Below are 22,060 nucleotides of genomic sequence, written 5' to 3'. Positions count from 1 at the left end.
ACCATGGCCCGGATGAAGTTCCTCTGCGACGCGGATCGCTGCATCGAGTGCAACGCCTGCGTCACGGCCTGCAAGAACGAGCACGAGGTGCCCTGGGGCATCAATCGCCGCCGCGTCGTCACCCTCAACGACGGCAAGCCCGGCGAGCGCTCGGTCTCGATGGCCTGCATGCACTGCACCGACGCGCCCTGCGCGGCGGTGTGCCCCGTGAACTGCTTCTACACCACGGCCGATGCCGTGGTGTTGCACTCCAAGGACATCTGCATCGGCTGCGGCTACTGCTTCTACGCCTGCCCCTTCGGCGCGCCGCAGTATCCGCGGGTTGGGAACTTCGGTTCGCGCGGCAAGATGGACAAGTGCACCTACTGCTCGGGCGGCCCCGAGCCCGACTTCTCGACCGCCGAGTACGAGAAGTACGGCTCGAACCGCCTCGCGGAAGGCAAGCTGCCGCTCTGCGCCGAGATGTGCTCGACCAAGGCGCTGCTCGCGGGCGACGGCGAGATGATCGCCGAGATCTACAAGCAGCGGGTGATCAAGCGCGGCTACGGCTCGGGCGCCTGGGGCTGGAAGACGGCCTACCGCGAGACCGTCGCAATCTGATCCGGTGTCGAGCGCGGGCTTTGCGGCCCGCGCCCGCGAGCTGTGACGAGACTTCGAAAGGAACGCCGATGCGGCGGGCGACGACCTTCCTCAGCACCCTCCTCCTGGCGGTGATGCTCCTCGCGGTGCCCGGCGCCCTCAGCCCGGCGCAGGCGCAGAACCCGATCCAGGCCGACGGCCAGAACCCGATGGGCGCCCGGCCCACCGCGGATTCGGTCAACGAGGAATTCCTGTTCAAGCAGGAATCCAAGATCCGCGGCCGGGTCTCGATCCCGGACGGCAAGTCGGCCAACCTGATCCAGCCGCAGGGTCGCGAGTATCAGAACTTCCGCGAGCGCTGGCTGCCGTGGATCGGCGCGCTGACCATCCTCGGCATGCTCGCCGCGCTCGGCGCGTTCTTCCTGTTCCGCGGCCGGATCATGATGGAGCACAGCCAGGAATCGGGAAAGAAGATCCTGCGCTTCAACGCCTTCGAGCGCTTCACGCACTGGATGACGGCGGTGTGCTTCATCATCCTGTCGCTGTCGGGCCTGAACTACATCTTCGGCAAGCGGCTGCTGATGCCGCTGATCGGCCCGGAGGCGTTCGGCGCGATCGCGCAATGGGCGAAGTACAGCCACGTCTACCTCGCATGGCCGTTCATGCTCGGCGTGGCCTTCATGTTCGTCCTCTGGATCCGAGACAACATCCCGAACAAGGTCGACTGGGCCTGGATCAAGGCCGGCGGCGGCTTCATCGGTAAGGGTCACCCCCACGCCGCCCGCTTCAATGCCGGCCAGAAGGGTGTGTTCTGGATGGTCGCCGGATTCGGCGCGGCCATGGGCGTTACCGGTCTGATGATGCTGTTCCCGTTCGCGCTCACCGACATCAACGGGATGCAGGTGATGCAGGTGATCCACTCGGTGATCGGCATCATCTTCATCGCCGGCATCCTCGCCCACATCTATATCGGCACGCTGGGCATGGAGGGCGCCTACGACGCCATGGGCAGCGGCAAGGTCGATCTCGCCTGGGCGCGCGCGCACCACGACCTCTGGGTCGAGCAGGAGCAGGCGCGCACCGCCAGCGGCCCGCAGCTCAAGGGCCATCCCGCACCCGCGGAGTGATGAGAGCGGGAGACCGGCGGCGCAGGCCGGTCTCCAGCCAAGGGCAAGACCACCTGCGCTGACCGAGGCCTAAGGCCTCCAGGGAAGACACGACCATGAAAGCCTTCCTCGCCGCCGTGATCGCCGCCATCGCCCTCGGGGTGCTGGCGATGTTCGCGCTCACGAGCAACCAGAAGTTCGCCTATCAGGCGTTCGCGACCTCCGGGGCGCGGGTGTCGGAGCCCGGCACCAACCTCGTCGGTCCCCGCTGGAACGGCGATCCGAAGCCGGACGAGTACAACGGCGAGCCCCACGGCAAGGCCGAGGGTGAAGCGTCGCACCCGAAGCGCTCCTGAACGAATTCAAGAAACCTGAAAACGAAGTCGAGGGAGTGAGCCCGATGAAGCCTTCGCCGATCATCCGGCACCTCGCCGGCGGCCTTGCGGCCTGTGCGCTTCTCGCCGGCACCGCCCTGGCTCAGGATGCGAGCCCGAGCGCGCCGGCCACGCTGCAGACGTCCGGTAAGCCGGCCAATCTCTGCCAGGAACTCGTGGCGTTCGTGAAGCAGCCGGAGCCGGCCAACAAGGCCGCGGCGACGCCGCCGCAGCAGGCCACCGCCGTCTCGAACCCGTCCGGCAAGACCGAGGGCGGCAAGCCGGCGGATGGCGGCGAGCCCCAGAAGACGTCGGGACTCAGCGGCGCTGTCAGCGAGACCGGCAACGGACCCGCGCCGGGCGCCGCGACCAATAATTCCAAGCCCGAGGCCGCGACCGGCAACCCGGCGGACAACCCGAACGCCAAGGCGAATGCCCTGGCCAAGAACCCGCCGCCCCCGGCCCCGCCCGCTCCGGCGCCGAAGCCCGATCCGGCGACCATCGAGAAGATCGAGGCGGCGGCCGGCGCCAACGACCTCGCCGCCTGCCGCGAGGCGGCCCGCTCCATGCGGGTGGCCGGAATCGTCATGCCGCCGCCCCTGCTCGCGCTCGCGGCGCTCGATCCGAAGTTCTTCCAGCAGTAAGAAGAGCAGCGGAGGAGCCGTCAGGCTCCTCCGTCCGGTTAGGCCGCGCCTTGCAGCGGTGCCACCGGGTTGGCGACAGGCGTCGGCTTCTCCGCACCGCCGCGCACCAGTGCGATCACGAGCGCCGTGAGCGTGAGCAGATCGCAGGTCAGGCCGAAGACCGAGCCGACCAGCATGTTGTGGATCGCCCAGCACGACGACGCGCCGAGGAAGAAGCGGCGCATCGCTTGGGAATTCCCCTGAAGCCGTGCCGTCGTCGCCAGTAGCGATCCAAGCCCGGCGCAGGCCGAGGGCCATCCGTTCCAGGTCGCGAGGGTGAGACCCAGCGCGACGAGGCTGCTTGCCAGGAACAACGGGGCGACCCAGGCCGCGCGGGACTCAGGACCGATCCAGCGGGCGGCCACCACGCTCTGCATCACCGAGACGAGGCACATCGCCGTGCCGGTCTGCGCGCCGAGCTGCAGGAAGTGCAGCGCGAAACAGGCCGAGCAGGCCGCCGAGGTGAAGAGGATCAAACTTCGCCGCGGCATCATTCCGCCGGCAAAGCCCAGGCAAAGCCCCAGGCCTCCAAACAGGTCGAGGTGTTCACGCGCGGCATTCCACGCGAGGGGAGCGAGATCTGCGGGGGACATGATGAGGGTCTCGAACGACGCGTTCGTGATTGGCTTGTGACGGGTGTTTTACTGAAGATCGTTCTTGGCTCTTCTTTCGCGGTCCTTGCGGTCTACCGCGAAAGCAGTGCCGACCGCGCCAAGAGCCGCAGCGGTCTTGCCTGCTGCGCTATTCCTGCGTGGTAACCGGTTCGTTAACGCGACGATGACGGCCCCCCGGCGTGGCGCCGGCGCCTCACTCCTGGAGCGATGCACGGTCGGCCCGACAGTGAGAATGAACGTTCATTGACATGAGAATGAACGTTCACTATCAAGCTCGAGGCAGCGTTGGAGTTGGGCCATGAGCATGATTGTCGGTGATCGGGCGTCCTTCCCTCACGCCGTCGGGCTCGGTGCCGATCTCGCCACCGCGCAGGAGGGCTTCAGCCCGGTGCGGTTGTTCAAGGCGGTCTGCACGCCGGCAAACCTGCTCGTCTGCGCCGTCGTGGCGTTCGGCTGGTTCGCGCTGCTCGGCTGGACCGGCGCCGGGCCCGATGGTTGGCAGGCCCGCCTCTGCGCCGATCTCGACCTTCAGCCGCGCTCCTGCGCCGCCGTGCAGCTCCTCAGCGAGCCGGGCCGCACCGCCGCGACGAATACCGTAGGAACCACGTCATGAGTGCAGCGGCCGGCGCCGTCATCGACGCCCGGAGCGGACAGGCGGCCCGGCGCGAGCATATTCTCGACGCGGCCGAAGCCTGCTTCGTCCGCAACGGTTTCCACCGCACCACGATGCAGGATCTCGCCCGCGAGGCTTCGATGAGCCCGGGCAACATCTACCGCTACTTCGATTCTAAGGAGGCCGTCGTCCTCGGGCTGGCCGAGCGCGACCGCGAGCGGGGCGCCGTCCTCGTCGAGGCGATGGAGCGAGCTGGCGACAAGCGTGCCGTGCTGATGGGCGTGCTCGCCCGCTTCTTTCTCGAAATCAGCCGCGAGGCCGCGGTGCTGCGTCTTGATCTGTGGGTGGAAGCCACCCGCAACCCCGCCATCGCCGACCTTGTCGAGCGCGGCGACGAGGAAGGCCGGATCTGGCTGACCGAGATGTTCGACGCGCTCAAGACCTCGCCGGACTGCGATCCTGCGGCCCTGTTCGACGCAATCGCGCCACTGATGAAGGGCATGATCGTCAGCCGGGCGCTCAGTCCCGGCTACGACGCCCGTCCCGCCGTCGCTCAGCTCCAGTCGCTGATCAAGGCGGGTCTTTCGGGCGCGCTCGCCCTCCCCCCTGCCGACAAGGAAGCCGGCCGATGATCCGCGCCCGGACCCTGGCCGTTCCGGCCCTGGTGCTCACTGCCCTGAGCTTCGGTCCCGCATGGGCTGAGGCTGCCCCGCCCCCGGCGAAGACCGCCCCGGCGGCCACCGTCAGCGTGGTCGAAGCCGAGCGGCGCGAGATCGTCGAGAGCGTGGTCGTGACCGGTACCCTGGTGCCGCGCGACGAGATACTCGTCACGCCCGAGATCGACGGCTACCGTCTCGTCGAGCTGCTGACCGAGGAGGGCATGCGCGTCGAGAAGGGGCAGGTGCTGGCCCGCCTCAACCGCGACCTGATCGACCGTCAGCTCACCCAGCAGAACGCGCTGATCGACAAGGTGAGCGCCGCCGTTCTCCAGGCGCAGAGCAACATCGGGCAGGCGGAGGCCGCCGAACTCGAAGCGCGGCTGGCCCATGATCGCGCCAAGCAACTGATCCAGACCGGGATCACCACCGCGGCCGTCATGGAGAACCGCACCGCTGCCCTGCGGCAGGCGGAGGGTAAGCTCGCCTTCGCCCGCAACGGGCTGGCGATGGCCAAGGCCGAACTGGCGCAGGCCAAGGCCGTGCGCGACGAACTCGAACTGCGCCTCGCCCGCACCGAGATCCGCGCACCGGAAGCCGGCATCGTCAGCCGCCGCACGGCGCGGGTCGGCATGGCGACGTCGTCCTCCGCAGAACCGCTGTTCCGGCTGATCGCCCGCGGCGAGATCGAGCTGGAGGCGGAGGTCATCGAGACCAAGCTGCCGCTGCTGCGCGAGGGCGCTCCCGCCTTCATCGAGATCGGCGAGGGCGAGCGCGTCACGGGCAGCGTCCGCGCGGTCTACCCGGAGGTCGACAAGGCGAGCCGGCTCGGCAAGGTCCGCGTCCGCCTCGATCCCGATCCGCGCCTGCGCATCGGCACCTTCGCCCGCGGGGCGGTCGAACTCGCCCGCACCCGCGGCGTCACGGTGCCCCAGGCCTCCGTCCTCTACGGCGGCGGAAAACGAAGCTCCGTGCTCGTCGTCGCGGAGGACAAGGTCGAGTCCCGCGAGGTCCGCACCGGCCTTTCCGACGATGACGACATCGAGATCCGCTCCGGCCTCGCGGAAGGCGAGCGGGTCGTGGCCCGCGCTGGCAGCTTCCTGCGCGACGGCGACCGCGTTCGCCCGGTTTCGCTCGCGCGGCAGGGGCAGACACCGGCCGCGGTCTCGGCCGCCCCCCCGCCGCAGGCCACCGCCGACGCCGGCTCGCGCTGAGGCGGCTCCGCCTCGGCCCCTCGACATTCCTTCTGACGGTTTGCCCCGATGCGCCTGAACATCTCCGCCTGGGCGATCCGCAATCCGATCGCGCCCCTCGTCCTGTTCCTCGTGCTGGTGGTGCTTGGCCTCGTCAGCTTCCGGGGGCTCGCGGTCACCCGCATGCCGAACGTGGACGTGCCGATCGTCTCGGTGACGATCACGCAGGGCGGCGCCGCCCCGTCTGAGTTGCAGACCCAGGTCACGAAATGGGTCGAGGATTCGATCGCGGGCGTGCGCGGCGTCAAGCACATCACCTCGGCGATCACGGAAGGGGCTTCCGTCACCACGGTCGAGTTTCGGCTGGAGGTGAACACCGACCGCGCCGTCAACGACGTGAAGGATGCGGTCTCGAAAATCCGCATCAACCTGCCCCGCACCATCGATGAGCCGGTGATCCAGCGCGTCGAAATCACCGGCCTGCCGATCCTCATCTACGGCGTGACATCGCCCGCGATGACACCGGCCGACCTGTCGTGGTTCGTCGAGGACAAGGTCGCCCGCACGCTGCAGGGCGTGAAGGGCGTCGGCGGCGTCGAGCGCGTCGGCGGTGTTTGCCCGCGAAATCCGCATCACACCGCTGCCCGACCGGCTGCTGGCGCTCGGCATCACCGCGGCGGACGTGAACAAGCAGGTCCGCGTCACCTCTGCCGACCTGGCCGGCGGGCGCGGCGAGGTCGGCGGACGCGAGCAGTCGATCCGGACATTGGCCGCCTCGCGCACGATCCGCGACCTGAAGGCGACCTCCATCGTCCTGCCCGGCGGGCGCAAGGTCCGCCTCGACGACCTCGCCACGGTCGAGGATTCGATCGAGGAGCCGCGCACCTTCGCCCGCTTCAACGGCGAATCCGTCGTTGCCTTCTCGGTCTCCCGTGGCTCAGGCGCGAGCGATGCCGAGGTTGCGGCGGGCGTCGAGAAGAAGATCGCGGAGTTCGCCCAGGGCTACCCCGACATCCAGTTCCAGGAGATCGATTCCTCGGTTGCGGCGACGCGGGGCAGCTACGCCTCGGCGATGCACACCCTGATGGAGGGCGCGGCGCTTGCCGTCATCGTGGTGTTCCTGTTCCTGCGCGATTGGCGCGCCACGCTGATCGCGGCGGTGGCCCTGCCGCTCTCGGTCCTCCCGACCTTCTGGGCGATGGACGCGCTGGGCTTCACCCTCAATGGCATCAGCCTGCTCGCGATCACGCTGGTCACCGGTATCCTCGTCGACGACGCCATCGTCGAGATCGAGAACGTCGTGCGCCACATGCGGATGGGCAAGTCGCCCTACCGCGCCTCGATGGAGGGCGCCGACGAGATTGGGCTCGCCGTCATCGCCATTACGGCGACGCTGATCGCGGTCTTCGCCCCCGTCTCGTTCATGGGTGGCATCGCCGGGCGCTACTTCATCCAGTTCGGCCTGACCATCGCCGTCTCGGTGTTCATGTCCCTGCTGGTGGCGCGCCTGATCACGCCGCTGCTCGCCGCCTACTTCCTGCGCGACCACGGCCATGCCGAGGAGCGCGAAGGCCCGGTGATGCGCGCCTATACCCGCCTCGTCGGCTGGTCGGTGCGCCACAAGTGGATCACCCTCATGGTGGGGCTCGCGCTGTTTGCCGGTTCGATCGTCTCGACCAAACTTCTCCCCTCGGGCTTCATCCCGAAGCAGGACAACGCCCGCACCCTGTTCATGATCGAGTTGGCGCCGGGCGCCCGGCTCCCCGACACCATCGCGGTGGCCGACCGCGTGGTCGAGCGCATTCGCGCCCTGCCCGAGGTCACCTCGGTCTTCGTCGATGGCGGTCGTCAGGCCGGTGGCAAGAAGGAGACGCGGCTCGCCACGCTGATCGTGAACCTGAGCCCGAAGAGCGAGCGCGTGAAGCGCCAATGGACCATCGAGTCCGAGATCGCCGGGCTTCTGGCGCAGGAGCCCGACATCCGCTCCTGGACCCTGCGTGACAGCGGCCAGCGCGACCTCGCCCTCGTCGTCAGCGGCCCAGACGTCGATGTGGTGACGGAGGTCGCCGCGCGGCTCCAGCGCGACATGGCGGCGATCCCGCACCTCGTTTCGGTGATGTCTACGGCGCCGCTCAACCGCACCGAGGTGCGCATCCGCCCGAAGCCGGGCGCCGCGGCCGATCTCGGCGTCGCGACCGACGTGATCGCGGAAACGGTGCGCGTCGGCACCATCGGCGACATCGGCATCAACCTCGCCAAGTTTAACGCAGCGGACCGCCAAGTGCCGATCCGGGTGCAGCTGCCCGAGAGCGCCCGCGGCGCGATCGCGCGGCTCGAGAACCTGAAGGTGCCGGCCAAGAACGGCACGGCCGTGCCGCTCGCCGCCGTGGCCGACATCGAACTCGACCAGGGCCCCGGCGCGATCGAGCGCTACGACCGAGCGGTGCGCGTGGCGGTCGAGGCCAACATGGAGGGCTCGGACGCGCTCGGTTCGCTGATCGAGCAGGCGCTGGCGACCCCGACGGCGAAAAGCCTGCCGCCGGGCGTGACCATCCGCCAGACCGGCGACGCCGAGATCATGCAGGAGGTTTTCTCGGGCTTCCTCATGGCGATGGGCGCCGGCATCATGATGGTCTACGCGGTGCTGGTGCTGCTGTTCGGCTCGTTCCTCCAGCCGCTCACCATCCTGTTCTCGCTGCCGCTCTCCATCGGCGGGGCGATCCTCGGGCTGCTGATCTGCCACATGCCGATCTCCATGCCGGTGGTCATCGGCCTGCTGATGCTGATGGGGCTGGTGACGAAGAACGCGATCATGCTCGTGGATTTCGCGGTCGAGGAGATGGCCCGCGGCGTCGATCGGGTCACCGCCATCGTCGATGCCGGGCGCAAGCGCGCGCGGCCGATCGTAATGACCACCATCGCCATGGCCGCCGGCATGGTCCCCTCGGCGATGGCGCTCGGCATCGGCGGCGAGTTCCGCGCGCCGATGGCGGTCGCGGTGATCGCCGGACTCATCGTCTCGACCCTGCTTTCGCTGGTCTTCGTCCCCGCCGTGTTCCTGCTGATGGACAGCCTCGGCGGTTTGATCGGCCGTGGGCTCGGCCGCTTCGTCGGCCCGCGCGACGAGGCCGAGGACGCACCCGCCCCGGCCGCGCATCACGGCTGACCCCCTGCCCACATCGGCCCGTTCGATGGCCGGTGCGAGAGTGGCAGGGCCGACAGACGGCCGCGCTGCGATGTCGTTTCGCACATCCCGCCAGATGCCCCGCCACCGGCGCTGGAGCACCTCGGGTTCGTCTCCGCCCGCTCAGATATCCCGGCCCTGATAGAGTCCGGGCTCTTCGATGCGCCGTCTCCTCACCTGCCTGAGAATCCGCCCGTCGATGGCCGCGAGACCGACCCCGATGAGGGCCATGCCGACGATGTGACGAACCTCCAGGGACTCGCCCAGCACCCCCGTGCCGAGGAGGATGGCCGTCACCGGGATCAGGAAGGTGACGAGCAGGAGATTGGTCGCCCCAGCCGTTGCCAGAAGGCGAAAGTAGAGCAGGTAGGCGAGCGCGGTGGAGAGCGCCGCGATCCCGAGCACCGCACCCCAGACCGGTGCACCCGGCATCGGCAGCGTCCACGGCCGGTCCGTGAGCAGCGTAACGGGCAGAAGCAGGAGCGTGGACGCCGTCACCTGGCCCGTCGCCGTGGCGAGCGGCGGGACGCCCATGCGCTGAAAGCGCCGTCCGAAGACACCGGCCAGGGCGTAGGACAGGGCCGCGCCGAGCACCGCGATCTGCGCCAGGAGATGGCTCCCCTCGTCGGCGAACGCCGCTGTGCCGATCATGACGGCCACACCGACGAGGCCGGTCAGCGCCCCCGCCAACCGGTTTCCGGTCATCCGCTCGTCGGACGTCAGCAGGTGGGCGACGACGACGGTGAAGAGCGGTGTCGTGGCGTTGAGGATGGCCGCGAGCCCCGAGGCAATCTGCGTCTGCCCCCAGACGATGAGACAGAAGGGCACGACGTTGTTGAGGAGCCCCATCCCGAAAAAGGCAACCCAGACGTTCCGGCCACGCGGAAGGCGGAGGCTGGCCAGAGGCAGGGCGGCATTGAGGATCAGCGCAGCCAATCCGACACGCAGGACGACGAGCGTCAGGGGCGGCAGCGCAGACAGGGCTACACCCGCGAAGAAGAACGATCCGCCCCAGAGCACGGACAGTCCGAGCAGCATCGCCCATTCGAACGGCGACATGGTGCGGTTGACGACGGTTGGCATGAGCAGGCTCCGGCAAGTCCGAGCCCGTGCCTACGGCCCCATCCGGAGGCCGCGCATCCCGCTTCCTGCTTTCGAATCCCCCCTGCGCCGAGACTGGCGCGATGCTCCGGACCGGCCGAAGCGACGCCCTACCGTGACCGGTCGAGCAACCCCGAGACCACGCGGGCGGTGTAGTCCACCATCGGCACGATACGGGAATAGTTGAGCCGCGTCGGGCCGATGACACCGACGACGCCGACGATCTTCTGCGCGCTGTCGCGGAAGGGGGCAGCGATCATCGAGGAGCCGGAGAGCGAGAAGAGCTTGTTTTCCGAGCCGATGAAGATGCGCACGCCGTCGCCCTGCTCGGCCCGAGCCAGAAGTTCGATCACGTCCTTCTGCGTCTCAAGGTCGTTGAACAGCAGGCGGATGCGCTCCAAGTCTTCGGCCGCGCGCAGGTCGTCCAGCAGGTTGGCCTGCCCCCGCACGATGAGCTGGCGCGCCTCGGATGGGCCGACCGTGGTGGCGAGCCCGGCATCGACCAGCCGCTCGGTCAGGGCGTCGAGTTCCCGCTTCATCTCCTTGCGGCCGTTCTCGATATCGTCGCGCAGGGTATCGAGGGTGCGGCCGCGCAGGCGGGCGTTGAGGAAGTTCGAGGCCTCCTGCAGCGCCCCTGCCGGCAGGCCCGGCGGGAGATCGACGAGGCGGTTCTCCACCGTACCGTCGATCGAGACCAGCACCACGAGCGCCCGTTCGGGATCGAGTCGCACGAACTCGACATGCTTGAGCCCGGCATCGACCTTGGTGGTCAGCACCACGCCCGCCCCGCGGGAAATGCCCGAGAGCAGCGAGGACGCTTCGGCCAGGGCCGAATCGAAGGTGTGGCGCGAGGCTGCCGCCTGCATCTGCGCCTCGATGCGCGCCTTCTCGGCGAGATCGACATCGCCGATCTCCATCATCGCATCGACGAAGAAGCGCAGACCCAGCTCCGTCGGCAGGCGCCCGGACGAGGTGTGGGGCGCGAAGATCAGCCCGGAATGCTCCAGATCCGCCATCACGTTGCGGATCGAGGCCGGGGACAGGCTCATCGGCAGGATGCGCGCGAGATTGCGCGACCCCACCGGCTCGCCGGTGGTGACGTAGCTCTCAACGATCTGCCGGAAGATCTCTCGGGAGCGCTCGTTGAGGGCGGCGAGCGCTTGGGGTTGCGGATTCACGATGGGCTGAACGGCCTCGATCAAGGAGATGAGCACCTGACGAATGCAGGATCCTGACAAACGATTGTGAGCGCTTGGGCGCCGCCGATCAATCCTGTCGTGCGGCGACGTTACGGACGATGTCCGGACCGCGCCGACCCGGCGAACGACACCCTGCGGGCTTCAGCCGAGGAATCCTAGGGATCATTCTGCGGCCCCGAGTCGTTTGATGAGCAGGGCAGCGTTTCGAGCCGCGATCCGCCGCCCCGTAACTCGAGTAAAGATGGAGCTTCCGGTAGTGCTGACTGGCGCACGAAAGACCATGGTCAAGGTCGCCGCCCTGGCGATCGCGGTCACCGGCTTGAGCCTCGCTTCGGCGCCCCGCGCCGCGCAGGCTGCCCCGCTCCCGATCCAAACCGAGGCGACCGCGCCAGCCGGTGACATGATCGAGCAGGCGCAGTACCGCGGCCATCGCCGTCACTACCGCGGCCAAATGCGTCACCGTGGCCATTGGCACCGCCATCACCGCTTCGGCGGCCCGCGCCATCACCATCACCGCCGTCACTGGAATCACCGCCGTTGGTGATCGGCTAGCAGCTTATCTGAAGGGCCGCCGTCGCGAGACGGCGGCCTTTTTCGTGCCGGAGACGAGCCTGATGCGGAAAACCACAGGACGGGCGGCGGTTGCCGCGGGGGCTGGCAGCGCCTAAGAGCCCGGGCTTCGATTTTCGACACGGGAGCTTACCAAGCATGCGGCCCTCGAAGCGCGCGGCGGACGCGATGCGCGACGTTACGCTGGAGCGGGCGGTCGCCCGCTACGCGGAAGGCTCCTGCCTCGTCACCTTCGGCAACACCCGCGTGCTCTGCACCGCCTCGCTGGAAGAGCGCGGCCCGCCGTGGCTGCGCGGCTCCGGCAAGGGCTGGGTCACCGCCGAATACGCGATGCTGCCCCGCGCCACCCACGAGCGCACCCGCCGCGAGGTCAATTCCGGCAAGCCCTCGGGCCGCACGCAGGAGATTCAGCGGCTGATCGGCCGCTCCCTGCGCGCCGTCACCAACTTGCCGGCCCTGGGCGAGCGCCAGATCACCGTCGATTGCGACGTGATTCAGGCCGATGGCGGCACCCGCACCGCCTCGATCACCGGAGCGTGGGTAGCCCTGCACGATTGCTTCGCCTGGATGCGGGCCCGCTCGATCATCTCGGTCGATCCCCTGAAGGACCATGTCGCGGCGGTCTCCTGCGGCATCTACAAGGGCCAGCCGGTGCTCGACCTCGACTACGCCGAGGATTCGGCGGCCGAGACGGACGCGAACTTCGTCGTCACCGGCAAGGGCGGCATCGTCGAGGTGCAGGGCACCGCCGAGATGGAGCCGTTCACCGACGAACAGTTCCTCGAATTGCTGCGGCTTGCCAAGGGCGGCGTGGCGGGGCTCGTCGAACTGCAGCGGAAGGCCATCGCGTGAGCGTGCACCGCATCCTCTCGGGCAAGGTCGTCATCGCGACCCACAATGCCGGCAAGCTCGTGGAGATGCGCGAGCTGCTGGCCCCGTTCGGCGTCGAGGCGGTCTCGGCCGGCGAACTCGGCCTGCCCGAGCCCGATGAGACCGGCACGATGTTCTCGGAGAACGCGGCGATCAAGGCGCACGCCGCCGCGAAGGCCTCCGGCCTGCCAGCCTTCGCCGACGATTCCGGGCTTTGCGTCGATGCGCTCGACGGCGCGCCCGGCCTGTTCTCCGCCCGCTGGGCCGGCCCGGACAAGGACTTTTCCGGCGCGATGGCCCGGATCGCCGCCGAACTCGACAAGCGCGGCGCCACGGACCGGCGCGCTCACTTCGTCTCGGCCCTGGTTCTGGCGTGGCCCGATGGTCATACCGAGCTGTTCGAGGGCCGCGTCTTCGGTGATCTGGTGGCGCCGTGCGGTAGTCTCGGCTTCGGCTACGATCCGATGTTCCGCCCCGAAGGCATGGACCGCACCTTCGGCGAGATCTCCTCGGAGGAGAAGCACGGCGTCGATTGGCAGAGCGGCAACGCGCTCTCGCACCGGGCGCGGGCCTTCGTGCTCCTCGCGCAGGCGTGCCTGCGTCGGCCGGGCTGAGCTTTCGCCCGGCGTTGGGCGTGCTTACATCACGCGTGAAGGATGGCAGGCGCTCCGATCGAGCGCTGACATCCCATCCGCCGCCCTCATCCTGAGGTGCCCGCGTCAGCGGGCCTCGAAGGATCTTCCAGTTCCCGCGCGACCCCTGGAGGATCCTTCGAGGCTTCGCTTCCGCTCCGCACCTCAGGATGAGGGCGGCGGGTTGGACGAGTGCGCGGTTCAAGCGGCTCGATGACACAAGACAGGCCGATGCCCCCCGCGACACCGCCCGACCATCCGACCCGCGACGCGGGATTCGGCATCTACCTGCACTGGCCGTTCTGCGCCGCGAAGTGCCCCTATTGCGACTTCAACAGTCATGTCCGCCATGCGGGCGTGGACCAGCCGCGCTTTCTCGCCGCCTTCCGGCGAGAGATCGCCCACGCCGCAGCACTCGCGCCGGGGCGGACGGTCACCAGCATCTTCCTCGGCGGCGGTACGCCCTCGCTGATGTCGCCCGACACGGTGGCCGGGCTGCTCGATGCCGTGGCCGGGGCCTGGAGCGTGGCGCCGGATGCGGAGGTGACGCTGGAGGCCAACCCCACCAGCGTCGAGGCGACCCGCTTCCGCGGCTACCGCGCCGCCGGGGTCAACCGCGTCTCGCTCGGCGTTCAGGCGCTCGATGACGGCGACCTCAAGCGGCTCGGGCGCCTGCACAGCGTGGCGGAAGCGCTCGACGCCGTGCGCACCGCATCGGCGCATTTCGAGCGCTTCTCCTTCGACCTGATCTACGCCCGACCGGAGCAGACACCGGAGGCCTGGGCCGCCGAGCTACGCCGGGCGATCGGTTATGCCGCCGAGCATCTCTCGCTCTATCAGCTCACCATCGAGCCGGGCACGCCCTTCTTCGGCCTGGCCCAGGCCGGCCGCCTCGTGCCGCCTGACGACGACGCCTCACGCGCCCTCTACGACGTGACGCAGGAGATCTGCGGGCTCGCGGGCCTGCCGGCCTACGAGATCTCGAACCACGCCCGACCCGGCGCGCAGTCGCGCCACAACCTGCTCTACTGGCGCTACGGCGAGTATGCCGGCATCGGCCCCGGCGCCCATGGCCGCCTGGTCCTGCCGCAGGGCCGCACCGGTACTCTGACCGAGAAGGCGCCCGAAGACTGGCTCGCCCGCGTCGAGCGCGACGGCCACGGCATCGTCGAGACGGAAACACTGTCCGCCGAGGATCAGGGCGACGAGTTCCTGATGATGGGGCTGCGGCTGACTGAAGGCATCGATCCGGCTCGTTACGCCACCCTGAAGGGGCGCCCGCTCCATGCCGGTCGCCTCGACGCGCTGGTGAGAGACGGCCTCGTCGCACGGCGCCCCGATGGCCGCATCGCCGCGACCGCCCGCGGCGCTCCGGTGCTCAACGCCGTGGTCGCGGAGTTGGCGGGCTGATCCGTCAAATCCCAGACGGCGCGAGCACCTTCGGGGCCGGGCTCACCACGTTCGCCGCGTTGTTGCGGATCTCGTAGACCGCCAAGGTCCGCTCGCTGACGCCGTCAGGCAGGAAGCGGAAGGTACCATCGAGGCCGGAGAAGCCCGCTGGGTTGGTCAGCGTCGCGTCGGCGAAGCGCTGCGAGCCGTACTGGCGCACCAATGCGGCCGTGAGCGAGACGGCGTCATAGCCGAGCGAGGCGGTGCGCGGCGGCATCGTCCCGAAGCGGGTCTGATAGCGCTGGGCGAAACCGGCAAAGCCGGCAGCGTCGGGCGCGGCGAAGCGACCGCCCTGAAAGGCCGCCTGTGACAGCACCCGCGGGTCGTTCCACAGAGCGAGCCCGAGAGGACGGACCCGCACGGGCGAGAACCCGATCTTGGTCAGCGCGGGCGCGACGGCCATCAGGCCCTCGGCGGTGTCGGGCACGAACAGCGCGTCGGCCTGGGCGCCGCCGCCCGCGATCACGCCGCGCAACCGGTCGACCGCCGGGCCGGGATTGCCGGCCGGGTAGCGCTCGATGCCGACGAGCCGGGCGCCACGCCGGGCCACCGCCTCACGGAACTGCGCCTCGACGGCATTGCCGTAGACCGTCTCGGGGATCAGCGCGGCGAAGGAGCGGCGACCACCCGCGCTCGCCTCATCGACGATGCGGTCCACCTCAGATTGCGGCAGGAAGCTGATGAGGTAGACGCCGCGCGCGGCCACCGCCGCGTCGGTCGAGAAGGCGATGACCGGCTTGCCCGCCCCGCGGGCGACACCCCCGGCCGCCTGGACATTGGCGGCGAAGAGCGGGCCGAGCACCATTTCGGCGCCCTCGGCGAAGGCCGCCTGCGTCGCCTCGCGTGCGCCCTCCGGCGTGCCGCGGTCGTCCTTCACGAGGATCTGCAGGTTCGGCTTCTGGAAATCGTCGTAGGCGAGTTCGGCGGCGTTGCGCAGGGCGGCGCCGACCGCCGCCCCCTGCCCGCTCAACGGGACGATCAGGGCGACTTTCACCGTGCCCGCGCCGATGACGTTGCCGGCGGTCACGGTGGGCTCGCCCTCGGGCACCGCCCGAGCCGCCGGTCGCGGCGCATCCGGAACGCCGAGGCAGCCCGCAAGCCCGATCGTGAGCCCGAGGCCGAGAAGCGCGGCACCCGCGCGGGCCGTCCACCGTCCGCCGCGTCGCGCCATCGCGACCCCCTGTCCGAGCCCAATTCGCGATCACGATGCGGAGGGGCTTGCGAAAAGTAAATGTGAGGCCCTGCCTTTCCCCGGTCTTCAAAGGCGCGCGGGCGTGGCATTGTCGCGGCGATGACACAGCGACTCGACAAGCGCCCCGAAGGGGCCCCCCGCAGCCCCGCCACCTTCACGGCCTTCGGCCTCGCCGCCGAGGCCGAGTCCCTGGCGCCGGGACTCTACGTGGTGGCGACCCCGATCGGTAACCTGCGCGACGTCTCGTTCCGCGCCCTCGCGACGCTCGCCGCCGCCGATGCCGTGCTGGCCGAGGACACCCGCGTCACCCGAACCCTGCTGATGCACTACGGGATTACGACGCCGCTGCTCTCCTACCACGAGCATTCCAACGAGGCGGTGCGTGAGCGGATGGTGATGCGGTTGAAGGCCGGCGAGACCCTGGCGCTGGTCTCCGATGCCGGCACGCCGCTGGTCTCGGATCCCGGCTTCAAGCTGGTTCAGGCGGCCATTGCCGCCGGCATCCCGGTGACGCCTATTCCTGGCCCGTCCGCGGTGATGACCGCCATCGTCGCCGCCGGCCTGCCGACCGACCGGTTCTTTTTCGAAGGGTTCCTGCCGCAGAAATCGGGTGCCCGGCGCAACCGTCTGGAGGCTTTGGCCACGATCCCCGGCACGCTGGTGGTGTTCGAATCCCCCCATCGCTTGCCCGAAATGCTGGCCGATGCCGCCGCCACCCTCGGGCCGGAGCGGCCCGCGGCGGTGGCCCGCGAATTGACCAAGCTGTTTGAGACGATCCGCCGCGACAGCCTCGGTGCGCTGGCCGAAGCCTTCGCCCAGGAGGGTCCGCCGAAGGGCGAGGTCGTCGTGGTCATCGGCACGGCACCCGAGGACGCCGCCCCGCGCGAAGCCGATACCGGGCTCGACGCCCGGATCGAGGCGGCGCTCGCCCGGCACTCGATCAAGGATGCGGCGGCGCTCGTCGCCGACGAGACCGGCCAGCCCAAGCGCGTCGTCTATGCTCGCGCCCTGGTGCTCGCCCGCCGGGCGGACGATGAAAACTCCGGCTGATCCGGGGGCGCGGCGCCGCGCCACCCACGGACGCGGCCTGTCGGCCGAGGGGTTAGCGCTGCTGGTGCTGATGCTGAAAGGTTATCGGCCGCTCGCCCGGCGCTTCGCGGCCGCGGGCGGGGAGATCGACCTGATCGTCCGGCGCGGGCGCACCATCGCCTTCGTCGAGGTCAAGGCCCGCGCGACGCTGGACGCCGCCGCGACCGCCATCGACGCGCGCAAGCGGGCACGCCTGTCGCGGGCCGCGCGGGCTTGGCTCGCGCGTCACCCGCTTGCCGCCGACGCGACCCTGCGGGCGGATGCCGTCTTCGTGGCGCCGCGCCGCTGGCCACGCCATCTGCCCAACGCGTTCGAGATCGAAGGTTTATGAGCGTCCGGCCCAGAGCCGGACGGGCTGCGTCAGCCCTCGGCGGCGGCGATGGCCGCGGCGAGGGTGCGCTTGAGGTCGGCTTGGCTGAACGGCTTCTGCACCACCAGCCGGTCGCGGAACGGCTCGCGGATGCCCGCGCCGCCATAGCCGGTCGAGAACACGATGGGCAGGTTGCGCTCGGCGATGGCCTCGGCCACCGGGTAGATCGGCTCACCCGCAACGTTCACGTCTAGGATGGCGACCGTGAAGCTCTCGCTGCGGGCCATCTCCAGGGCGGTCGCGAGCCGGGCCGCCGGCCCGACGATCTCGCAGCCAAAATCGAGCAGCATATCCTCGAGAAGCATCGAGATGGCCGCTTCGTCCTCGACAACCAGCACCCGCGCGCCGGACAGACGATCCTCGTTCGAATCCACACTCACGCCGGGTCGTCTTCCCTATCGATTCGTTCCCGATCCGGAACGCCGTCTCGAGTCTGTCAGTCGCGCCTGGATTGTTCCGGAGGAGACTCCTCCGATACGCTTCGAGAGCGGATGAGCGACCCGGAAAACGCTGCCCGGCACCGCGAGCCGTCGCCCGTAAAGCTGGGCGTGTCAAGCGCCGCAAAGCCCCGCCCGTGCTATGCTGATCGGCCCAATGTTATTCCGCAAAACATTTCACGCTCATTGTCGCAACATGGCGACAGCCCCGGCACGAGGCGAAGCCCGCTCAACCATGAGTCGGCGGGGCCTCCTCGCCGCGGCGGCCGCCGCGATGCTTCCGATCCGCGCCCGTGCCGAACCGGGGCGTCCAATCGTGATCGGCTCGAAGAGCGATACCGAAGGCGCGCTGCTCGGAAACCTGATTTCTCTCGTCCTTGAGGATCTTGGCTTGCGCGTGGAGCGCCGCCTCGGCCTCGGACCGACCCTGATCGTCCGCTCGGCCCTGCTGGCCGGAGAGATCGACCTGTATCCCGAATATACCGGCAACGTCGCCTTCTTCTCCGGCACCGAGACAGATCCTGCCTGGAAGAACAGTGCCGGTGCCTACGGCCTCGCCCTGCGGCTCGACGCCGCGCATGATCTGGTCTGGCTCGGTCGGGCACCGGCCAACAACACGTGGCTGATCGCGGTTCAGGGCCGTCTCGCCCGTGAGCGGAGGCTCGCCACCATGGCGGATTTCGCCGGCGCGGTGCGGGATGGTGTGATCCGCCTCGCCGCCTCGACGGAGTTCGTGGAGAGCCCCGCCGCCCTGCCCTCCTTCGAATCCGCCTACGATTTCTCCCTGCCGCTGTCGCGCATCGTCAGCCTGCCCGGCGGCGACACCGCGGTGACCGCCCGCGCTGCGGCGGAAGGCATCAGCGGAATCAATGCCGGCATGGTCTACGGCACCGATGGGGCGCTGGCCGCCCTCGACCTCGCTGTGATGAGCGATCCCAAGGGGGCGCAGATCGTCTACGAACCTGCCCCCGTGATCCGTGCCGCGACGCTGGAACGCCACCCGCGGATCCGCGAGGCCCTCGACCCGATCTTTGCGCGCCTCGACGCCGACACGCTGCGGCGGCTCAACGCGGCCATCACCGTCGACGGGCGCACCGCCGAGGCGGTGGCCAAGGCGTGGCTGGCTGAAGCAGTAAGTCGCCCGTGACGGCACGACTCCTCGCCGGCCTCGCCGCGGCGGCTCTGCTCCCGGCGGTGTTCGCTGGGCTGCCCCTGCTGCACCTCGCACCGAACCGGCTGGTGACGGGTGCGCCCATCGCCGCTTCGGACGCACTTGGCACCGGGCTCTGGCCCATCGCCGCCCTCGCGGCCGGGGGACTCGGCCTGCTCGCGGCGGGCCGGGGACGGATGGCTGCCGGTTTCGCCGGGCTCGCCTGCCTCGGCGCTCTCGCTCTCCTGCTAGTGGGGCTCGGCGCCGGCGCCGCGGACCTCACTGCCGGCCAGCCGTTCGCGACGCGGGCGCGCCTCGCCTCCGGCGCCTGGACCGGCGTGGTCGTGCTGGCCTGTGCCCTCGCCTTCGCCGCGCGGCGTGCCCGCCTACCCAGCGGCGGCCTCATCGCGGCGGCCGCCGTCCTGGCGCTGATCGGGGGCCTGTGGCGCGCCGGGCGCCTCGATGCGCTCTCGCTCGTCGTCGAGGGGCGCGCCCGGTCCGACGCCCTCGGCGGCGCCATCCGCGAGCATCTCGTCCTCACCCTCTGCGCCCTGGTGCTGGCCGCCGGCCTCACGGGTGGGCTCGCGCTGTGGCGTCGGGGGCGCGGGACAGTCGACCTCACGGTCAGCGGCTTGCAGGTCGTGCCGGCGGTCGCCCTGCTCGGCGGCCTCGTCGCCGGTCTCTCGGCGTTGCTGTCGGCGGCCCCGGCACTACGCGGCTACGGGATCTCGGCGCTCGGCATCGGTCCGGCCCTGATCGGCGTCGCGGCCTATCTGCTCCTGCCGCTCTGGCGCGGCCTTCAGGCGGCACGCCGCGCCACCGGCCCCGACAACATCGCCGCCGCGCGGGCCCTCGGGCTCACGTCGGGCCAGATCCTGACGACCCTACGCCTGCCGCTCGGTGCCCCGGCCCTCATTGGCGGCCTGCGGGTCGCCACGGTCCAGGCGCTCGGTCTCGCGACCCTGGGGGCGCTGGTCGGCGCGGGAGGGCTCGGTACCCTCGTCTTCGACGGCATGGCGCAATTCGCGCCGGACCTGATCCTGCTCGGCGCCCTGCCGATCATCGCGCTCTCGCTCGCCGCCGAGGGGGCGCTCGGCAGGCTGGAGGCGGCCCTGCGCCGACGGTGGCCGCGATGAATCGCGTCTGTGAGGCCCTGGGACCGTTCGTGCTCGGCCTGGCGCTGGCCGGAGCGAGCCATCCCGCCTTTGCCAGCCTGATCGGCGCAAGCGGCCGACCCCTGACCGTCGGCCATATCGCGGAACTGGCGCTGAACCACCTCACCCTGGCCGCGACCGGGCTCACCCTGGTCGCCGCACTCGGAATCGGGCTCGGCCTGATCGCCACGCGGGCGCGCTTCGCGGGGTTTCGGACCAGCATCGACACGCTCGTCACCTTCGCCCAGGCGGTGCCGCCGGTGGTCGTCGTGGCCCTGGCCCTGCCGGTGCTCGGCTTCGGCGGGCCGCCGACCCTGCTGGCGCTGACCGCCTACGGGATCATGCCGACCCTGCGCGGCACGGTCGGCGCGCTCGACGCCGTGACCGCCGAAGCCCGCGAATCGGCCCAGGCCATCGGGCTGACGCCGGCGCAGATCCTCATCCATATCGAATTGCCGCTGGCCGCGGCAGGCCTCGTGGATACGTTGCGCACCGCCCTGATTCTCGCCGTCTCCGTCACCGCCGTCGGCGCGCTTGCAGGGGCCTCGACGCTGGGCACGCCGATCGTCGCCGGGCTCCAGAACCAGAACATCGCGGCGATGCTCCAGGGCGCGCTTGCGACCGCGGCGCTCGCCTTCCTCGGCGATGCGCTGCTGCTCGCGATCGGAGCCAGCCTACGTCCGCCCGAAGGACGGACGGCCGGCTAAGCGAGGCTAGCCGGCTGATCGAGGCTACTTGTCCAGGAACTCGACCTTCGCGCCCTTCTTCGTATGGCTCGCGAGGTCGCGCGCGTCCCAGTTCGTGAGGCGGATGCAGCCGTGCGACTCGGTCTTGCCGACCTTCTCCGGCTCCGGTGTGCCGTGAATGCCGTAGGAGGGAATGGACAGGTCGATCCAGACGACACCGACCGGGCTGTTCGGCCCCGGATGGATCGAGAACTTCTTCGTCGCCTTCACACCCTTGAACTGGTACTTCGGGTTGTAGGTGTACCAGGGGTCGAAGGCGACCGCCTTCACCTTCGCCGACCCGTCCGGCGCCGGCTTTTCCGAACTGCCGATCGAGGCGGGGTAATCCGCCGTCAGCTTGCCGTCCTCCGCAAAGGCGCGCACCCGCTTCGTGCGCTTGTCGACCTCGATGCGGGTGACTTTGGGGGCCACCGGCGCGCCCTCGACCTTGCCCTCGCCGAGCGGCGGCACGGCCGCGACGACCAGCGTGCCGCCAGCCTTGTCGAGGGGCACGTTCGGGTTGAGGGCGGAGAACAGGTCGCGCTGCATGTGGAAGCGCTCGGCCAGCATCTCGCGGGCGTTGGTGTAGCGCATCGGCCCGACCTCGGCCTGCTCCTCCATCTTGGGCGGCATCTTCTCGACGAAGGGGCCTTTCACGTCCTCCTCCGTGATCGTGTACTGCGTCACGACCGGTTCTTTCCCGGTGGCCTGAAGCCGGTCGAAGACCTCGCGGGTGAGGCGGTCGCCCTCGGGCAGCCCTTGCGCCGCGGCGAAGGCTTTGAGCGCGCCGCGCAGATTCTCGCCGTCGCGCCCATCGATGGCGCCGGGGGAGAACCGGGCCCGGTCGAGCAGCACCTGCACCTTCACCAGCAGAGGGTCGGGCTTCTTCTCCGCGTCCTTCTTCGCCTCGGCTTCCTTCTTCGCCTCAGCTTCCTTTTTGGATTTCTTCCCCGGCTTGGACGCCTTGTCGGGCTTGGCCTCTTCCGGCGACTCTCGGAACGCCGCGTTCTCGATGGCCTCGCGGGTCAAGTCGGGCGCCCCGGACTCGGCGGCCTGCGCGGCTGCCGACCATACACTGAGCGCCGCCAGCGCTCCTCGCATCCACGCCCGTTCCATAGCC

General features: G+C 69.8%; 22 protein-coding genes and 1 pseudogene. 17 read left to right on the top strand and 6 right to left on the bottom strand.

From position 1 onward, the window contains the following. Positions 1 to 3: 3 nt before the first annotated feature. The 4 genes from fdh3B to M2437_RS05885 all read left to right on the top strand — a co-directional run bounded on the left by fdh3B (position 4) and on the right by M2437_RS05885 (position 2,703). On the top strand, positions 4 to 600 hold the full coding sequence (fdh3B, locus tag M2437_RS05900) for a formate dehydrogenase FDH3 subunit beta (RefSeq protein WP_003605051.1): 597 nt from the start codon (positions 4 to 6) through the stop codon (positions 598 to 600). Between the two features lie 68 nt (positions 601 to 668). Then, complete coding sequence (locus M2437_RS05895; protein ID WP_012252187.1) at positions 669 to 1,706, top strand: formate dehydrogenase subunit gamma; 1,038 nt, start codon at positions 669 to 671, stop codon at positions 1,704 to 1,706. Between the two features lie 95 nt (positions 1,707 to 1,801). Next, complete coding sequence (locus M2437_RS05890; RefSeq protein WP_003605055.1) at positions 1,802 to 2,041, top strand: hypothetical protein; 240 nt, start codon at positions 1,802 to 1,804, stop codon at positions 2,039 to 2,041. A gap of 44 nt (positions 2,042 to 2,085) precedes the next feature. Beyond that, on the top strand, positions 2,086 to 2,703 hold the full coding sequence (locus tag M2437_RS05885; protein WP_253386800.1) for a hypothetical protein: 618 nt from the start codon (positions 2,086 to 2,088) through the stop codon (positions 2,701 to 2,703). Between the two features lie 38 nt (positions 2,704 to 2,741). Here M2437_RS05885 and M2437_RS05880 read toward each other — a convergent pair whose 3' ends face one another. Continuing rightward, positions 2,742 to 3,335 carry a YgjV family protein gene (locus M2437_RS05880; protein ID WP_253386799.1) on the bottom strand — a complete coding sequence of 198 codons (594 nt, stop codon included), beginning with the start codon at positions 3,333 to 3,335 and terminating at the stop codon, positions 2,742 to 2,744. 319 nt (positions 3,336 to 3,654) lie between these two features. On the opposite strand from M2437_RS05880, the gene M2437_RS05875 reads away from it, so the two are divergent. From M2437_RS05875 to M2437_RS05860, 4 genes and pseudogenes are all read left to right on the top strand, one after another. Next, complete coding sequence (locus M2437_RS05875) at positions 3,655 to 3,969, top strand: hypothetical protein (RefSeq protein ID WP_253386798.1); 315 nt, start codon at positions 3,655 to 3,657, stop codon at positions 3,967 to 3,969. After that, positions 3,966 to 4,601 (top strand): TetR/AcrR family transcriptional regulator, encoded by a 636-nt coding sequence (locus M2437_RS05870; protein WP_253386797.1) that lies wholly within the window; start codon positions 3,966 to 3,968, stop codon positions 4,599 to 4,601. The genes M2437_RS05875 and M2437_RS05870 overlap by 4 nt, the downstream gene beginning before the upstream one ends. Continuing rightward, positions 4,598 to 5,839: an efflux RND transporter periplasmic adaptor subunit gene (locus tag M2437_RS05865; protein WP_253386796.1), complete on the top strand. Its 1,242-nt coding sequence runs from the start codon at positions 4,598 to 4,600 to the stop codon at positions 5,837 to 5,839. The genes M2437_RS05870 and M2437_RS05865 overlap by 4 nt, the downstream gene beginning before the upstream one ends. 48 nt (positions 5,840 to 5,887) lie before the next feature. Beyond that, a pseudogene (locus M2437_RS05860) lies at positions 5,888 to 8,984 on the top strand (efflux RND transporter permease subunit). Positions 8,985 to 9,125: 141 nt separating this feature from the next. Here the strand turns inward: M2437_RS05860 and M2437_RS05855 are convergent. After that, positions 9,126 to 10,085 carry a DMT family transporter gene (locus M2437_RS05855; protein WP_253386794.1) on the bottom strand — a complete coding sequence of 320 codons (960 nt, stop codon included), beginning with the start codon at positions 10,083 to 10,085 and terminating at the stop codon, positions 9,126 to 9,128. 128 nt (positions 10,086 to 10,213) lie between these two features. Further along, a complete protein-coding gene (hrcA, locus tag M2437_RS05850; RefSeq protein ID WP_253386793.1) occupies positions 10,214 to 11,305 on the bottom strand; it encodes a heat-inducible transcriptional repressor HrcA in 1,092 nt (363 codons plus the stop codon). A 277-nt stretch (positions 11,306 to 11,582) separates the two neighbouring features. Here hrcA and M2437_RS05845 point away from each other — a divergent pair, with 277 nt between their 5' ends. The 4 genes from M2437_RS05845 (at position 11,583) to hemW (ending at position 14,784) form a co-directional block, all read left to right on the top strand. Beyond that, entirely contained in the window at positions 11,583 to 11,846 is a 264-nt protein-coding gene (locus tag M2437_RS05845; RefSeq protein ID WP_499006526.1) for a hypothetical protein, read from the top strand. Between the two features lie 164 nt (positions 11,847 to 12,010). Then, entirely contained in the window at positions 12,011 to 12,724 is a 714-nt protein-coding gene (gene rph, locus M2437_RS05840) for a ribonuclease PH (RefSeq protein WP_003604865.1), read from the top strand. Beyond that, positions 12,721 to 13,356 (top strand): RdgB/HAM1 family non-canonical purine NTP pyrophosphatase, encoded by a 636-nt coding sequence (gene rdgB, locus M2437_RS05835; protein WP_253386791.1) that lies wholly within the window; start codon positions 12,721 to 12,723, stop codon positions 13,354 to 13,356. Before rph ends, rdgB begins: the two co-directional genes overlap by 4 nt. Before the next feature lie 249 nt (positions 13,357 to 13,605). Continuing rightward, a complete protein-coding gene (gene hemW / locus M2437_RS05830; RefSeq protein ID WP_253386790.1) occupies positions 13,606 to 14,784 on the top strand; it encodes a radical SAM family heme chaperone HemW in 1,179 nt (392 codons plus the stop codon). A 4-nt stretch (positions 14,785 to 14,788) separates the two neighbouring features. On the opposite strand, the gene M2437_RS05825 is transcribed toward hemW, so the two are convergent. Then, positions 14,789 to 15,994 carry a penicillin-binding protein activator gene (locus M2437_RS05825; RefSeq protein ID WP_253386789.1) on the bottom strand — a complete coding sequence of 402 codons (1,206 nt, stop codon included), beginning with the start codon at positions 15,992 to 15,994 and terminating at the stop codon, positions 14,789 to 14,791. A gap of 120 nt (positions 15,995 to 16,114) precedes the next feature. On the opposite strand from M2437_RS05825, the gene rsmI reads away from it, so the two are divergent. Continuing rightward, complete coding sequence (gene rsmI, locus M2437_RS05820) at positions 16,115 to 17,065, top strand: 16S rRNA (cytidine(1402)-2'-O)-methyltransferase (protein WP_253386788.1); 951 nt, start codon at positions 16,115 to 16,117, stop codon at positions 17,063 to 17,065. Continuing rightward, positions 17,049 to 17,435, top strand: coding sequence for a YraN family protein (locus tag M2437_RS05815; protein WP_253386787.1), 387 nt, complete (start codon positions 17,049 to 17,051; stop codon positions 17,433 to 17,435). Before rsmI ends, M2437_RS05815 begins: the two co-directional genes overlap by 17 nt. A 29-nt stretch (positions 17,436 to 17,464) precedes the next feature. Here M2437_RS05815 and M2437_RS05810 read toward each other — a convergent pair whose 3' ends face one another. Continuing rightward, complete coding sequence (locus tag M2437_RS05810; protein WP_012779253.1) at positions 17,465 to 17,854, bottom strand: response regulator; 390 nt, start codon at positions 17,852 to 17,854, stop codon at positions 17,465 to 17,467. A 292-nt stretch (positions 17,855 to 18,146) separates the two neighbouring features. Here M2437_RS05810 and M2437_RS05805 point away from each other — a divergent pair, with 292 nt between their 5' ends. Genes M2437_RS05805 through M2437_RS05795 form a run of 3 tightly spaced genes read left to right on the top strand, consistent with a single transcriptional unit; the run spans position 18,147 to position 20,922 of the window. Beyond that, positions 18,147 to 19,058: an ABC transporter substrate-binding protein gene (locus tag M2437_RS05805; RefSeq protein ID WP_253386786.1), complete on the top strand. Its 912-nt coding sequence runs from the start codon at positions 18,147 to 18,149 to the stop codon at positions 19,056 to 19,058. Next, the gene (locus M2437_RS05800; RefSeq protein WP_253386785.1) at positions 19,055 to 20,197 is read left to right on the top strand and encodes an ABC transporter permease; all 1,143 of its coding nucleotides are present in this window, start codon (positions 19,055 to 19,057) and stop codon (positions 20,195 to 20,197) included. The genes M2437_RS05805 and M2437_RS05800 overlap by 4 nt, the downstream gene beginning before the upstream one ends. After that, positions 20,194 to 20,922: an ABC transporter permease gene (locus tag M2437_RS05795; RefSeq protein ID WP_253386784.1), complete on the top strand. Its 729-nt coding sequence runs from the start codon at positions 20,194 to 20,196 to the stop codon at positions 20,920 to 20,922. Before M2437_RS05800 ends, M2437_RS05795 begins: the two co-directional genes overlap by 4 nt. A 24-nt stretch (positions 20,923 to 20,946) precedes the next feature. Here M2437_RS05795 and M2437_RS05790 read toward each other — a convergent pair whose 3' ends face one another. Continuing rightward, the gene (locus tag M2437_RS05790) at positions 20,947 to 22,056 is read right to left on the bottom strand and encodes a L,D-transpeptidase family protein (protein WP_253386783.1); all 1,110 of its coding nucleotides are present in this window, start codon (positions 22,054 to 22,056) and stop codon (positions 20,947 to 20,949) included. Positions 22,057 to 22,060: the final 4 nt, after the last annotated feature.

It is taken from the genome of Methylorubrum pseudosasae, from assembly GCF_029504475.1.
GTDB lineage: Bacteria > Pseudomonadota > Alphaproteobacteria > Rhizobiales > Beijerinckiaceae > Methylobacterium > Methylobacterium extorquens.
This window is presented reverse-complemented; position numbering and strand designations above follow the sequence as displayed.

What these genes read in the sequence shown, in the direction of transcription:
- fdh3B (WP_003605051.1), top strand. Translation starts at nt 4, where the DNA reads ATGGCCCGGATGAAGTTCCTCTGCGACGCGGATCGCTGCATCGAGTGC.
- M2437_RS05895 (WP_012252187.1), top strand. Translation starts at nt 669, where the DNA reads ATGCGGCGGGCGACGACCTTCCTCAGCACCCTCCTCCTGGCGGTGATG.
- M2437_RS05890 (WP_003605055.1), top strand. Translation starts at nt 1,802, where the DNA reads ATGAAAGCCTTCCTCGCCGCCGTGATCGCCGCCATCGCCCTCGGGGTG.
- M2437_RS05885 (WP_253386800.1), top strand. Translation starts at nt 2,086, where the DNA reads ATGAAGCCTTCGCCGATCATCCGGCACCTCGCCGGCGGCCTTGCGGCC.
- M2437_RS05880 (WP_253386799.1), bottom strand. Translation starts at nt 3,335, where the DNA reads ATGTCCCCCGCAGATCTCGCTCCCCTCGCGTGGAATGCCGCGCGTGAA.
- M2437_RS05875 (WP_253386798.1), top strand. Translation starts at nt 3,655, where the DNA reads ATGAGCATGATTGTCGGTGATCGGGCGTCCTTCCCTCACGCCGTCGGG.
- M2437_RS05870 (WP_253386797.1), top strand. Translation starts at nt 3,966, where the DNA reads ATGAGTGCAGCGGCCGGCGCCGTCATCGACGCCCGGAGCGGACAGGCG.
- M2437_RS05865 (WP_253386796.1), top strand. Translation starts at nt 4,598, where the DNA reads ATGATCCGCGCCCGGACCCTGGCCGTTCCGGCCCTGGTGCTCACTGCC.
- M2437_RS05855 (WP_253386794.1), bottom strand. Translation starts at nt 10,085, where the DNA reads ATGCCAACCGTCGTCAACCGCACCATGTCGCCGTTCGAATGGGCGATG.
- M2437_RS05845 (WP_499006526.1), top strand. Translation starts at nt 11,583, where the DNA reads ATGGTCAAGGTCGCCGCCCTGGCGATCGCGGTCACCGGCTTGAGCCTC.
- rph (WP_003604865.1), top strand. Translation starts at nt 12,011, where the DNA reads ATGCGGCCCTCGAAGCGCGCGGCGGACGCGATGCGCGACGTTACGCTG.
- hemW (WP_253386790.1), top strand. Translation starts at nt 13,606, where the DNA reads ATGCCCCCCGCGACACCGCCCGACCATCCGACCCGCGACGCGGGATTC.
- M2437_RS05825 (WP_253386789.1), bottom strand. Translation starts at nt 15,994, where the DNA reads ATGGCGCGACGCGGCGGACGGTGGACGGCCCGCGCGGGTGCCGCGCTT.
- rsmI (WP_253386788.1), top strand. Translation starts at nt 16,115, where the DNA reads ATGACACAGCGACTCGACAAGCGCCCCGAAGGGGCCCCCCGCAGCCCC.
- M2437_RS05815 (WP_253386787.1), top strand. Translation starts at nt 17,049, where the DNA reads ATGAAAACTCCGGCTGATCCGGGGGCGCGGCGCCGCGCCACCCACGGA.
- M2437_RS05805 (WP_253386786.1), top strand. Translation starts at nt 18,147, where the DNA reads ATGAGTCGGCGGGGCCTCCTCGCCGCGGCGGCCGCCGCGATGCTTCCG.
- M2437_RS05795 (WP_253386784.1), top strand. Translation starts at nt 20,194, where the DNA reads ATGAATCGCGTCTGTGAGGCCCTGGGACCGTTCGTGCTCGGCCTGGCG.
- M2437_RS05790 (WP_253386783.1), bottom strand. Translation starts at nt 22,056, where the DNA reads ATGGAACGGGCGTGGATGCGAGGAGCGCTGGCGGCGCTCAGTGTATGG.